A 14,413-nucleotide genomic window follows, 5' to 3' on the forward strand; every position below is an offset into this window, starting at 1 on the left:
GGATAATTAATTGAAAAATCATATCCCCGTTCGCCAAATTGCCAGATCATCTTAGGGGCAATGTTAAGAAGAAAACTGCCGCCAGCTCCTGGCGCTTTAAGGCCGTGGCCATATCTTTAATCGAATAATTGCCGGAGCTGTTAGCTACCTTTAAGATTTTTTCAGCGGCAGGGAGACCCAAATAGCTTTTCGGGTTTCCTATATTGATCTCAAACAAGTTATTGCCTTTCGGCGTCATTTTAATATCGGTAAAAGTAGTCGCCCATGGATGCTTCACGTATCTCCAATCTGCGGGATTTGTACTTTTATCGGTGATTACCCCAATATGGATGAAAAGGTCGGTTGCAGCATTTTTGAGGCCAGCGCTTCCTTTCGATGCATCAAAAACAATGGTTAGATTATCTGTTTCTTTGGGAAATCCGGGAGAAATTTTGATCAGCTGGGCCTTAAAGGGATAGGGATATGAGGCAAAGCAAGAAAATTGCTGGTAAACGTATAGTCATATATAAATTTAAGGTCTGTGTAAAGATAACACTCCAGCGGAGGCGCTCGTTCCTTTATTAGGCATTGATCAACTATTAAAATGTAATCAAAAAGGGGCTTTATATTTAGCAGAAACGGGCTTTTGATATGCTTAAATGCAATAAATACCACAATTATTATTTCCCTCAGAAAATATTGGATGATGTCATAAGAACTTCTACCTTGCCGGTATTTACGTTACAGCAAAGTAATTTAAATGAAATTCGAAGTATATCCTTTATTAAACTTATTTTAAGGTTTAATTAAATTTGAAAAGTATTTACCATTCAGATTCAAAGCTATGATAATTATTGCCGATGGAGGCTCAACTAAAACCAACTGGTGCCTCTTAAATGAAGAGGGCCACAAGATCTATTTCAATACCGAAGGCTATAATCCTTATTTCTCTGATACGGCCTACATAACTGATTCTCTCAGTAAGAATATGCCACAGGATATTGCTTATGAAAAAGTTGATGAGGTCTATTATTATGGCGCTGGTGTGCATAATGACGAGAAAGCAGAAATTGTCAAAAAGGCTTTGGAAATGCATTTTCCAAGTGCCAATGTGTATGTCGGCCATGACTTGCTAGCGGCGGCGAGAGCATTGTTAGGGAATGAAAAAGGATTTGCGGCTATATTGGGTACGGGTACTAATACCTGTATTTACGACGGTCGTGATGTTGCTTTAAATATCGATTCATTAGCATATATCTTAGGTGATGAGGGAAGTGGTTGTTACATTGGAAAGAAATTAATAGCAGATTACTGTCGGGGATACATGCCTGAGGAAGTAAGAGAGGTTTTTACAGAGACCTACAAGCTTACGCCTGATGAGATTATGGACCAGGTATACACAAAGCCTCTGCCCAATAGATTCCTTGCAAGTTTCAGCAAGTTTGTCTACGACAATCCGGTGAATATTGAATATTCCCGCAACATAGTGAAGAGTTCCTTTGTCGACTTCTTCGAAAACCTGGTTACACATTACCCTAATTACCAGGATTATACCTTTAACTGTATCGGTTCTGTAGGTTATAACTTTCGCAATGTTTTGGAAGAATTAGCTAAGAACTACGGAATGAAAGTCGGCAGGATCATTCGTTCACCTATAGATGACCTGGTTAAGTATCATGTGGAAATCGCTCCATCAAAATAGAAAAAGCAAAAAGGCCCGACTAATCGGGCCTTTTCTTTTAAAAACAATCTTCATTTAAGCACTCCATGGAGCGGTTTAACGCATTGAAGATCAACGATTAACAAAGTTTTATCAATTAAAAGAGTCCTTTCAAGCAAATATTTGTTATAATCTCATAATAGTAAGACACATTATGGGTAAAACAATTATAGTATCTAACAGGCTTCCGGTTAAAATTTCTGAGGATAATGGTCAACTCACTTTCTCCCCAAGTGAGGGAGGTCTGGCTACTGGCCTTGGTTCAATATATCATGAGGGTGAAAACATTTGGATTGGCTGGCCAGGTTTAGATGTAATCGAGCCTGATCTTCAAAAGGAAGTTACAACTAAACTACAAGCCCTTAAACTTTTGCCAGTTTTCTTAAGCCAGGAGGAAATTAGTCAGTACTACGAGGGCTTTTCTAATGAGATACTGTGGCCTATATTTCACTACTACGCTTCTACTTATACAAATTATCAGCAATCCAACTGGGACTTTTATCAGTCGGTTAACAATAAATTCTGTGAGTCAGTTTTAAGTGTTGCCGAACCTGGCGATACCATTTGGATTCACGATTATCAACTGCTGTTGCTCCCTGAGATGATCCGCGCCAGGCAGCCGGATATAACAATCGGTTTCTTTCTTCACATCCCTTTCCCCTCTTACGAGATGTTCAGGCTTATACCCTGGCGCAATGAGCTGTTAGACGGTATGCTTGGGGCTGACCTGGTCGGCTTCCATACCTACGATGATGTACAGCACTTCCTGAGTGCTGTTGTCCGCTTTCTTCCCTACAATTCGTCAAGTAATGTTATAACAGTTAAAGACCGGCCAGTAGTGGCCGAAGCCTTTCCGATGGGTATTGATGACCAGAAGTATGCATTGTTGTCTGATCAGGAAGACGTTAAGGAACAGATCAACCAGTTGAAAGATACATTTCAGAATTACAAGGTAATTCTGGCAGTCGACCGCCTGGATTATAGCAAAGGTATTTTGCAACGTCTGAAAGCGTTTGAGGAATTACTTCAATTGTACCCGGAATATATTGAAAAAGTCATTCTCTATATGATAGTTGTTCCTTCTAGGGATACTGTGCCCCGTTACAAAGAGTTAAGAGATGAAATTGATCAGCGGGTAGGTAATATTAACTCGCTGTATCGGACAATGAACTGGACGCCGATTCTGTACTTCTATCGTTCATTTCCAATTGAAACATTGTCAGCACTTTATTCTACGGCACATGTTGGCTTAGTTACCCCAATGCGCGATGGAATGAATCTGGTTAGTAAAGAATACGTTGCCAGCAGAACACAAAATACCGGGGTACTTATTTTAAGCGAAATGGCTGGCGCCTCCAAAGAGCTGATGGACGCGCTTATTGTTAACCCTAATAACATCGGAGATATTATTCAGGCAATTGTCTACGCTTTAAACATGCCCGAAGAAGAACAAAAACAGCGGATGGAACAAATGCGACTGATTGTTTCTCAATTTAATGTTTTTCACTGGGTTAAGGTTTACATGGAAAAATTGGAAGAAGTTAAACGTCTACAGCAGTCTATGGAGTCCAGACATGTAGACTCAAGCGTAAGTAAGAGAATTAAAAACAGTTATCAGGCAGCCAGGAAACGTCTTTTATTTTTAGACTATGACGGCACGCTGGTGGGATTCAACACTGATATCAATAGAGCTACTCCCGATGCTGAATTATATAGAATCATTAAAAAACTTACTTCAGATGAGGCGAATCATGTGGTTGTAATCAGCGGCCGTGACTATCAAAAGCTTGAAGAATGGTTTGGACATACTGGGGTTGAAATGATATCTGAACATGGGGCCTGGCACAAGTACAAAAATCAGGAATGGCAAAGTATAAGAGGTCTGAACGATTTATGGAAGGAAGATATCTATCCTATTTTAAACACCTACGTAGACCGTACACCTGGTTCCTTTATCGAAGAGAAAAGTTTTTCACTTGTCTGGCATTATCGTAAAGCGCAGAACGGACTTGGTGAGCTACGGTCAAATGAACTGATCAATAATTTAGTTTACCTGACAAAAGACCGCGGACTGCAGCTTTTGCCCGGAAATAAAGTTATTGAGATCAAAAATATCGAAGTAAACAAAGGAAAGGCTGCTTTAAGCAGATTATATGCAAATGACTATGATTTTGTGTTAGCCATTGGTGATGATCATACAGATGAGGATATTTTTAAAGCTTTGCCGGAAAATGCTTACACCATAAAGGTAGGAAGCACTATGTCAGCTGCACGTTTCTACCTGCGTAACATTCAGTCTGTCAGGAGATTCCTGACAGACTTGACAGAACCGGTTAATATAGGATCCTGATTAACCGGTTCTAGCTTGACTATATAAACACTGGCTTGTCCAATTTTATAGCAATGCGGTAGGCCGCGTTCATTAAGCCAACATGGCTATAGGCTTGCGGGAAATTGCCCCATTGACTTCCGGTTTCTTCATCCACATCTTCACTAAACAATAACAGGTGATTGGAATACTTCAAAAGGTTCTCAAACTCCCGAATTGCATCATCCAGACGACCAACGCACGCTAATGCTTCTACATACCAAAAAGCACATATGAGAAAGGTTGTTTTTGGCTTTCCAAAATCATCAGAATGCAGATATCTGTAAAATAAACCATTTGGAGTCTTGAGTTCTTTCTCTAGTGCGATCAGATGATCTTTAGCACGTTGGGAAGTCGGGTCAAGATAATTCATCATAATTAGCTGCAAGGTACTGGCATCGAGGTGTGGACTCCCGACAGCATGGGTGTAAACCTTTCTAACAGGGTCATAGCAATCTTCTATATGCTTTGCTGCACGTTCTTTCAAGGAAACTGCCTTCTCTACAAGTTGCGAGTCATTAATTGCCATTGCCATTTTTTCTGCAGCACAACAACCGGCCCACTGGAACAGATTAGTGTAGCAATGGGTATTTGCGATATTCCTGAACTCCCAAATACCTGCGTCTTTATCATCAATAGTTCGCTCGACCTTAGAAAGAAGATATTCCACCCATCGCGCAGAATCCTTACGTTCAGAAAAAACAAACCGGTGGTCGGTATATAACGGCAACAAAGAAATCAGCACCTGGCCATAAATATCATTTTGGATATGCTCATAAGCCTGATTACCAATTCTTACGGGCTTGTTCCCAAGATATCCCTCTAAATGATCCAGAGTCTTTTCATACAAGTTTTTTTCTCCTGTAATTCCATACAACGGCTGGTATCGAAAGCTCTCAGAAACTGAAATGTCGGTTACGTAATTAAAATACCTTTCCATTTCTTCAAAGTGACCAATATGATTCAATGCATTGATCACGTAAAATGTATCTCGTAACCAGCAATAGCGGTAATCCCAGTTGCGCCCGCTACCCGGGAACTCGGACAGACTGGTTGTACTGGCTGCAATGATTGCCCCGGTATCCTCGTACTGATGGATTTTTAAAGCCAGGGCAGAGCGAATTACGTTTGGCTGATAGAAGGACGCTATCGTAGAATGCTTGATCCAGACACGCCAGTATGCAACGGTTTCCCTTAAAAATTCCTCGGCAGTACTAATTAACGGGGCTTCCAGTGGTTTTCCGTAAGTAAGTACCAGGTATTTTGGTTCGTTAAGTACTGTTGGCTGCTCATCAAGGATATAATTGATAGGAATATTTGTGGTGAGTCTTATATTTTCATCTGCATTTTGATATTCAATATGGCTGCTCCCGCGATGTGAAGTCAATTCCTTCAGTCCATAATCATATGTTGGCTGACACTTTACCCTGATACGGGGAGTGCCCGTTAACAGTTCTACTTTCCTTACAAGCATCAGGGGCTTGAAAAAACGGTCATACTGGCTAAACCTTGGGGCAAAGTCAGTAATTCGGTAGCTTCCTTCCTCGCAGGTGATATCGGTACATAACACATTGGTATTTTCAAGATAGTACTGCTCCGAAGTATATTCACCTGTCGGCAAAATGGTAAATGAGCCCCCCTTGTCTTTATCCAGCAAACCACCAAAAACAAAGGAGCTGTCAAAGCGGGGCCAGCACAGCCATTCTATATTGGTGTTTTTATGGACATGAGCAAGAAATCCGCAATTACCGATGATACCAGTTTGATAAGTATGCTTTTCCATGTGTTGGGAATGTTTGAGTTTATATAATGAACAATCAATGAGGCTGAAGATCAAACCTGCCGCAATTCAACAACAATTAAACCAGTTAATTTTATTTGTGAATTATTTCGCCTGTTCTGTACCAATCTCAGCTCTGGTTTTAGGAAGACACTCTGGGTGATGTTTTTGAATGTACGTAACCAGCCCCTCACGTACGTGACATCTCAAATCAAACACATCGGAGGAATTTTTACCACTTACAAGCGCCCTGATTTCAATGCTACTCTCCCTGGTATCAGTTACCTGAAGAGCCATTACACGATGATCCCATAGGGGATTAGAATCTAACAGACGGGAAAGTTCAACTTTCAACTTTTCAACCGGGGCCGTATAATCGAGGTACAAGTAAACCGCGCCTATCAATTCGGCAGTCACACGTGTCCAGTTTTGAAAGGGCTTTTCAATAAAATAGTTAATAGGCAGAATTAATCTTCTTTGATCCCAGATTTTAACCACCACGTAAGTGAGTGTGATCTCTTCTACCCTGCCCCACTCACCTTCAACGATCAGCACGTCATCAATACGTATGGGCTGAGTGAAGGCAATTTGAAATCCCGCCAGTAAATTCCCAAGTGACTTTTGTGCGGCAAAGCCAATTATAATTCCACCGATCCCAACGCCGGTCAGTAAACCGGCGCCAATTTTACGCATGCTTTCAAAACTGAGCAGAATCACTCCGGCAGTAATAATAATGATCAGGGCGATAATGATCTTTCTAATAAACTGAAGCTGAGTCCGGATCTTTCGTTCCTTTAAATTGTCAGCCTTATTAAAATCATAATGATGATAAAAATTATCCTCCAGCACCTTTATCAGCTGGATAAGTATAATAGAAAATGCGATTGTAAAAAATATCTCTATGACTTTGGTTAAGGGCTCATACACAGACTTATTCATCTGCATAAGTGGCAAAGCCATGCTAAGCGTGAGTAGAGGAAGGAAAAAATACATGGCCTTATGCATCCTCCGGATGGTCACTTTTATCAAAAATATATCTGAAGTGCGGGCATAATAACTGAAAATACGGCTTAAGGCAAATTTGATCAGGAGGCCAACGGCAACTGCAGCAACGGCTATTAGAATGTTAAGAATTAGGTCTGGAAACTTTTCAAACAGCTTATCTATGGAGGTCAACATTCAGAAGTAACGATCAAAGTGAAGGTTTGGTTTACCTGGTCACTGTCTCAAGAGCTAAACTAAACTTGCCCTACCTATTTTTCGTTGCCAGATGACTTTATATCCTCAATATCATACTTGTTCATTAATTTCAACAATACCCCATTGGTCCAGCCAAAGCCGTCCTGTGAAGGGTATTCTCCGCCACCTGCTTCCAGGTTTGTATCCATCACATTGTATTTCTCCATCAACTTACCCGTGCGGTGAAAGATTTTAATATTAAGACTCGTCCAGCGTTGGGCTATATCGCGGGCAAGATCATGATGTCTGTAATTCTCTAAACCTTGAATAGCCATCCACTGTAGTGGTGCCCAACCGTTTGGCGCATCCCATTGTTGACCAGTGTTTGACAAGGTGGTAGTCAACCCTCCGGATTTTAGAAACTTAGTTTTGATATTTTCTGCAATCTTTTTCGCCTGAACACCCGAAGATATTTTAAAAAACATCGGATAAACAGTGGCCAGACTAGGGACCTTCATCTGTTTTCTGGTTCGAAAGTTATAGTCATAATAAAAGCCATCGTCTTCATTCCAGCAATATTCATTAAGAAACTTGATTCGCTTCTCCGAGCGTAGCTTATACTCGGATGCTTTGCCTTTATCACCAGATTTCGAATAAACATCCGCAAGGGTTTGTTCTAACCCATACAGCAGGCTGGTTAAATCTACCGGGATAATATCGGTTGTTTCTATAGTTTTAAGATTCTTGCCATCAGCAAACCAGCGGCTGCTAAAATCCCAGCCGCTGGTTGCACCGGCCCGCAGATGGGTATACATCTCTTGAACATTTCTTCCAGACGAAACAGCAGTTAGAGAGTCTTCGCGATAACTTTCTTGTCTGGGCGCTTCCCGGTTATCCCAAAAGCGATTCATCACATATCCATCTATCTTAACGACATACTTCACAGCATCCTTAGACGCAGATGCTGTACTGTCGGTTTGCATCCAATACCGGTATTCCTTTTCCAATACGGGCAGATAGGTCTTGTAAACACTATCACCCTTAGATTCTGCAAGTAAGCCAACCATCAAAGAGAAGAATGGTGGTTGTGAACGGCTTAGATAGTAACTCCGGTTTCCATTAGGTATATGCCCATATGTATTGATGAGATAAGCAAAGTTTTTAACTATATTATCCATCAACTCCACCTCCTGGCTTTCTTGTAAACCAAGCATAGTAAAATAGGAATCCCAGTAATACACTTCCCTAAAACGACCTCCGGGAACTATGTATGGATAAGGCAAAGGAAGCAAAGAACTCCCCTCAATCACTTTGTCGGGCTGACGTCGCAATAAAGGCCAGAGTTCTTTGATGTGGATTTTAACGCTTTTTGAAGTGTCCGATTTATATGAGTTAACCGGATTTGTGGGGATAATGAAATTGTTTTCGATGAATGTTTTTAACGAAAAGCCCTGCTTGATTCTTTCTTTTCTGAAGTCTGATATTATCTCCTGAGGCTTCCTTTTGGGAACACAGTCCACAAATGTCTTTCCATCCGGAAAAACTTTCTCCATCTGTACATTGGAAAATAACTCGGCATAAACTGCATCCGGTGTTTTAACCGTCCGGGCAGTTTGTGCCACTACTTGGTACGATAATATCAGGAGGATAATAAGAGCAGAAAATTTTCTCATCGCAATAGCTTTTACCATCATTAAGATACAAATCTCTTACAGCATATCAGGCATGGCATTAAAACCGGTACGCTAAACCCATATTTAGTGAGTAGTCGGCAAAGGCAGCATCACCCTGAACGAAAACATTCCGTGTTATTGAATTCTCTTTATCAGTAACACTTTGAGTCCTGTTCCGGCTCATTGCAACGGGAACTGATGCAAAGAAATTAAGTTTACTGAATCGGTACCGCACTCCGGGTTCTACAGAAATAACATAACCCGGGCGTCTGAAACCCTGACTTCCTCCAACCAGATCATTCACCGGAATCCCTTCTATTCTTCCACCTGCATCCAGTGATAAATTGTTCAACTTTCCAGGAAGATTATAATTTAATCCTACCCTCGCCATAAACTGGTCAGTAACGCTCATGATATTTTCATTGGCCAAAGTTGCAGATAGTACTTCGCGATAGGTACGTGTTCCGTTAGTTTCCCGAGGATTAATCAGGTAATAAAAGTTAGCGTACGATCCAAGATGATCAGAAATGTTCAGGAAACCATTTAATTCAGTTATTATCCCGAGCCCTCCGTCGCCAGGCTGTATTGATTGATCAACAGGGCGAACTTCAGATGTTCCTTCAGGACCAACGTTGTAAAAATCATCAGTTGCTTTGTAAGCACCAGTTGGCAATTTAACCCCCAAGCCAAGTTGAAAGTTTCCTTTAGTGGCTTTGCCCGGATCCAGCATCCAACGATTTGCCGCAATACGCATATCACCGATGCTCGAAGCAGAGGAAACATGGCGTTGTGTGCGACCGTGTTCATATAATGATGAACGGTCGTTGTAAATAAGTGGCAGACCAACGCTTAACGACCAGCGTTGATTGAATTGTCTGACGATAGCAATATCGAGCGTAGTTTGCCAGTTAATCACCTCTGTATTAGCAGCCAGCCGCTCCTTTTGTTCTTCTTTCCCGCGGAAGTGGCGGAATGACTTAAAATACCGATAACCGGTATTCAATTGCCAGGAACGGGCAGCAGAATCGCTCATTGGATGTTCCATTGTACATACTCCATTACTGCGGATGGCCACGCATCCTTGTGAATACGATTCTAGAGTGATGAAAATTAACAAGCAGGTGATTACTAAATATTTCTTCATGTGTTCGGTGTTTATGGTTTGTAAGATTATGGTTTTATTTAAAATAATCATCTTAATTTGCGCCATCGGTTTGCGCTCGCGTAATTGCCAGGTCGCCAATCTTCTTGCCAGTTAGCAAGCCCTGCTCACAGTCTGCGCGGTAATGAATTCCGCCATACATACGTGAGTTTGAGGCTTCAAGAGCCATCGCTGTGTAGTCTGTTGCACGCTGGGGTACCAGGTAGCCCAGTACGGTAGCCGCAGCTGCACTGAAAGTCGAATGCCCGGATATGTAGGCCGGGAAGTTTGGAACGCCGGTGAGTGTCTTGATTTTTGGATCTAACTGGCAGGGTCGGGCATTAAAGTAAAAGAACTTTGTGTTCCAGCAGATAATAGCTGCATCCATCATCGAGGCATTCAGTAGCGCAAAATTTCTGGCCCAGCGTATCTCACTTAATTGTAGCTTCTCGAAATCATCTGATGCAATAGCATTCCAATGACCCACAGGAGTATAAGTTGAAACACCATCTGCCCAGAAATTCACCAGCCTTAATCGTTCCTTAGTGGGATTTGAAGTATAGTCAAGTATCTCATCAAGTTCTTTCCGCATCTCACTGCTGTTCGCTGAGGGTGGAGGTCCAGGACGAAGAGAGGCTATAGATGCGGCAGTAAAAAGTAAAGGCTTCACGTTCCCGAATAGCGGAAGCATTGGCGGGCGTTTTGGGGTTTCAAGTGATATCCATGGCGTTTCGCCTTTTGCGATACAATCCTCCTCCATTTTACCCCAAATGGCCGGATTTCCACCCGCTACACCCATTCCATCTGTCTTGGCACGCTGAATGACTTGTCGCGCTACCCACCGGCCCAAAGAATCTCCGGCGGCAAGATCACTTTTCACGTTTGCGCCACTCCACAACCTGTAGTTTTTTTCCTGTTCAGCCATTCTTGTGATATATTCCACATCGGCAGGAAACAGGAGCTTCATAATTTCCAGCGAAGCCCCGGATATAACGGCATCCTCAGAGGGATAAGCAGGAAGTTCAGTTTTTGAAACAGCCACCTGAATAGTCTCATCAATCTTGTAAGGAGCCGGGCGGTTATGCAATGACTTATATTTCCATGCTAATATCAGTGCATCATATTGCGCCAAGCTTAAATATGCATAAGCCCTGGCGGTATACGGAGGATTTGAAAACGGAAAAATGGGGTAAGAGAACGGATTAGCTGCACTTGGTGCCGGATAAGTTCCATCCTCCTTCTGATAGGGTGGTATATTATGCTTTGCAACTAATTCGCGCATAATCTCATTCCATCGAAGTACGCTCCCAACCTTCCAATAATCAATTGCTCGTTTCTGCTCAGCAGAAAGATTACTACTTAGCGTTTTCAATTCCTTAAGTTCTTCCTGATACGCAGCAGAACTTACTGCAAGCGGATCCGGTATATTTAATACCGCTGATGAGGAGATAATAAATGGCTTCCAACTGCCGCCGCCCACATCCTGGGTATTAGGACTCAATGCCTGGTAATTCGCATTAGTCTCAACAATATCCTTTTTGCATGATAGCACCAGTAGACACAATCCCACCAGTGTGAATGTAAAATTAGTTTTCATATTATTTCTCTGATTTGGTGGAAGTGAAGTCAAAAACATAGCTGACGCCAGCCATAAAACCTGTTGCGTCGCCCACATTACGACCGGCGACAGTTTGCCACGCGTTAGCGTGAAACCCTAGAGCAGGTACTTGGCTGAGATAATATTTGCCTTCAATGCCTACCCTGGTGCTATTCATCTTGTTGCTCACAAAAGGCATATCGTTCTTACGAATGTCGAACCCGCCGAAAGTGGTTACATTGTCTACAAACGCTTCTGCGGTAGTCAGCTTATTCCTGTAACCTGCCCGCATCTGGAAGTTACCGGCGTCCGGCATCTTAACCATCCACGAATTAATCTGACGATCAGTGTAATAAGCCGGACGATCAATTTCAACATTACTACGACGCATATAGGCGGCCGATATGGTTGCAAATATTTTATTGTACTTATAGTCGGCAATCACTCTCCCACTTAGTATCTTACTTCCCATGCCGATGGTCATGGGCATAAAATCAATGTTATAATCGTTAGTTGGAGTTGTGTAGCCGGCTACTGTGAACAACGAAATAGTTTGTTTACCCAATTGCTTTCTTACAGGCCGCCATTTCAGGAAAACACCCACATCCTGGAAACCATTTAAACCGCTTAACGTTCCGAGGGTAGCTTTGGTAGAAACATAAGGAAGCGAAGCCAGAACGTTTAAATTATTACTGATTCCATAGTTTATCATCAGCATTCCTGATTTGGTTTCCAACTGACCAATATTGTCATTGTTGCGTTTAAAGCTACCTTCCCAATAGTTTTCCCAGGTGTTAAAGGCATAGGTTCCGGCAACACAAAACCTCTTATTGCCCATCATCAGCGCATCCTGATCAGTCTGTGCAACTGATGCAACCGGAAATAGAATTAGCATGATCAAGCCCAGCCTTCTCATGTTTATTATAAGTTCTTTCATTATCGATTTCTTGTTTTAATTACTTGCAGAAAAATTAGAATTCTCTCTTTTTAGCTTCAGCCGCTCATTAACTAATCTGCCTATTTCTTCCCCTTGCTTTGTACCAACCAAGCAGGAATTTGTATAATGAATGCCACCATAAACCCGCGACTGACCAGCCTCCATAGCCGCCTGTCTGAACGATTTAAAGGAGCGTGCAGGAATACCAAATTCGGTACTTGAGGTATCCCGAAAAGCCACGTTGTCCCCAAAGGCAGCGGTAAGCACTTCTGCCGTGGCAGCGGAGATCACTGCGTGGCCGCTGGTGTATTCCGGAAACGGGGGAGTTTGCAGATAAGGCCTCCAGTCAGGGTTTAGGTACCTGGTTATTATAGTTTCCGGCCGTACATAGTTGGTTTTGAACTTTGCTTCCCAGCAATTGATAAAGCCGTCGAAAAGAGCTATTGATGCTAAAGCGTAGGTGCTTACCGTTGTGTTGAAATCAGAGTTATTATTTTCATTGGCAATACCTACAATATTCATCCAATGCCCACCCGGCGAAAACTTCTTGGTGGCGTACATCACATGTCCAACTACATTTAGCTTAAACGGATTGTCGTCCCAAAAATCTGCAATATGCTTCTGCTCATCAGTTAAACTGTCCACTATATTTTTTACTTCCAATGCATTTTTATAGAACAAGCTTTCCTTATTCTTCATGTCAAAAGGAGCTGGTGGGACAGGTTTAATTTGGGACGCAGAGTCCAAAACCATAGGTCTTATTTCGAACCAATGCGGCTCTATTGCCTGCGCATACATCGGGGGTGTTGGTATCCAACGGCCTTCTTCATCCTTCACCGTATATTTACTTGCCGAACGAAGTTTTGCGTAATTATCATCTTTACTCCAAAGCAAAATATGCTTAGATACTGTATCAGCATAATGTACCGAGGCCTCCATAACTTCTTTGGGCAAGCCGGCATCCTTAGCCTTCTTCTTGAACTCGTCAACATAGTCATTCATACTACCCTCCGGAAAGGTAACAGCGTTGCCGACAGCGCAAAATGCAAGTACAGAAGCGAAAGGATAATCGATTTTTGAAGGGTCTGCTGGCTTAGGCAATGGATTTAAATGCCGTATCTGACCGGCTAATGAATTTAAACCCGGATCCCCGGCCGCAATAACTTCATAGGCTGCAATATTAGCATAAACGTAATTCCTCGACCCAATCATTGGCGGGAAGTTATTTTCAAGAATTATATCATTAAGCTTTTTAACAGTCAGCCGGTATACAGTTGGATCGTGTAAAAAGTCCTTATAATCAGCATGCTTGCACGATGTAAATAGCAGGAATAATCCCGCTATACAGCATAGAAAACGGTTCATGAATACAGTTTTAATTTAACATTACACTTCTAAGGGCCGTGGTGGCTCTTCAGGCAAGCAAGTGTATTTTGGGAGGGGCATCTAACCGTGACGGATAGCCAAACGCTACCTGAGGAGTAAAATCAGATAAGCCTTTGTGTTGGATAGCCAGAACAGGTGCGATAGCTGAAAATGCTGTCGAACTTTGATAGTAATCTGTCTTAGCTTGTTTAACCACGGGCTTTTTAGCGTCAGAAGCAAGGTCGTTAATTTTCTTAAAATAATCTGCCCTGCTATGTTGCAACTCCGATTTCTCCTCGTGCTTAATACATAACAGGATTAGAGTATCACGCAGCACCTTTCGCTTTACATACTTATAGGTTTTACCCTTGAAAGTCATTTCTCCATCAATGGATTCAAATTCTCTCCAATCGGTTTGATAAGGAAGGTTAATGGGAATCTTTACAGTGATGAGCTGACTATCGTTCTCATCTATAGTCTTTATTTTAGCTTCAAGGCGCGCATCCGCCTCCGCTTCCAGGTAATAATAAGCAGCTTTATACCCTATCGTGTTGAATAGGAAAATAATCAGCAACAATATGGAACCTGCTTTTTTCAATTATTAATTATTCAAAAAGTTAGACGTAAGAGTTTAAATATCCAATTAAAAATCGATGTTCTGATAGCTAGTATCC

Annotated in this window: 11 protein-coding genes; 2 read left to right on the plus strand and 9 right to left on the minus strand. The window is 42.0% G+C overall.

Annotated elements, in window-relative coordinates; translation table 11 throughout:
* Positions 1-46 precede the first annotated feature (46 nt).
* Positions 47-238 carry a hypothetical protein gene (locus tag AC1MCB_RS10995; protein WP_479964768.1) on the minus strand — a complete coding sequence of 64 codons (192 nt, stop codon included), beginning with the start codon at positions 236-238 and terminating at the stop codon, positions 47-49.
* A gap of 585 nt (positions 239-823) precedes the next feature.
* On the opposite strand from AC1MCB_RS10995, the gene AC1MCB_RS11000 reads away from it, so the two are divergent.
* On the plus strand, positions 824-1,681 hold the full coding sequence (locus AC1MCB_RS11000; protein ID WP_479964769.1) for an N-acetylglucosamine kinase: 858 nt from the start codon (positions 824-826) through the stop codon (positions 1,679-1,681).
* 172 nt (positions 1,682-1,853) lie between these two features.
* Complete coding sequence (locus tag AC1MCB_RS11005; RefSeq protein ID WP_479964770.1) at positions 1,854-4,049, plus strand: bifunctional alpha,alpha-trehalose-phosphate synthase (UDP-forming)/trehalose-phosphatase; 2,196 nt, start codon at positions 1,854-1,856, stop codon at positions 4,047-4,049.
* 19 nt (positions 4,050-4,068) lie between these two features.
* Here the strand turns inward: AC1MCB_RS11005 and AC1MCB_RS11010 are convergent, their stop codons facing one another.
* The 8 genes from AC1MCB_RS11010 to AC1MCB_RS11045 form a co-directional block, all read right to left on the minus strand.
* The gene (locus tag AC1MCB_RS11010; RefSeq protein ID WP_479964771.1) at positions 4,069-5,850 is read right to left on the minus strand and encodes a glycoside hydrolase family 15 protein; all 1,782 of its coding nucleotides are present in this window, start codon (positions 5,848-5,850) and stop codon (positions 4,069-4,071) included.
* A gap of 102 nt (positions 5,851-5,952) precedes the next feature.
* Positions 5,953-7,026, minus strand: coding sequence for a mechanosensitive ion channel family protein (locus tag AC1MCB_RS11015; protein WP_479964772.1), 1,074 nt, complete (start codon positions 7,024-7,026; stop codon positions 5,953-5,955).
* A gap of 74 nt (positions 7,027-7,100) precedes the next feature.
* Positions 7,101-8,699 (minus strand): alpha,alpha-trehalase TreF, encoded by a 1,599-nt coding sequence (gene treF / locus AC1MCB_RS11020; RefSeq protein ID WP_479964773.1) that lies wholly within the window; start codon positions 8,697-8,699, stop codon positions 7,101-7,103.
* A 58-nt stretch (positions 8,700-8,757) separates the two neighbouring features.
* Positions 8,758-9,843, minus strand: a complete 1,086-nt coding sequence (locus AC1MCB_RS11025) for a hypothetical protein (protein WP_479964774.1) — start codon at positions 9,841-9,843, stop codon at positions 8,758-8,760.
* Positions 9,844-9,895: 52 nt separating this feature from the next.
* Positions 9,896-11,437 (minus strand): vanadium-dependent haloperoxidase, encoded by a 1,542-nt coding sequence (locus tag AC1MCB_RS11030; RefSeq protein ID WP_479964775.1) that lies wholly within the window; start codon positions 11,435-11,437, stop codon positions 9,896-9,898.
* Position 11,438: 1 nt separating this feature from the next.
* Positions 11,439-12,374: a hypothetical protein gene (locus AC1MCB_RS11035; protein ID WP_479964776.1), complete on the minus strand. Its 936-nt coding sequence runs from the start codon at positions 12,372-12,374 to the stop codon at positions 11,439-11,441.
* 15 nt (positions 12,375-12,389) lie between these two features.
* Entirely contained in the window at positions 12,390-13,739 is a 1,350-nt protein-coding gene (locus AC1MCB_RS11040; protein ID WP_479964777.1) for a vanadium-dependent haloperoxidase, read from the minus strand.
* 49 nt (positions 13,740-13,788) lie between these two features.
* Positions 13,789-14,337 carry a hypothetical protein gene (locus tag AC1MCB_RS11045; protein WP_479964778.1) on the minus strand — a complete coding sequence of 183 codons (549 nt, stop codon included), beginning with the start codon at positions 14,335-14,337 and terminating at the stop codon, positions 13,789-13,791.
* Between the last annotated feature and the right edge of the window lie 76 nt (positions 14,338-14,413).

It is taken from the genome of Daejeonella sp. AP26, from assembly GCF_056680515.1.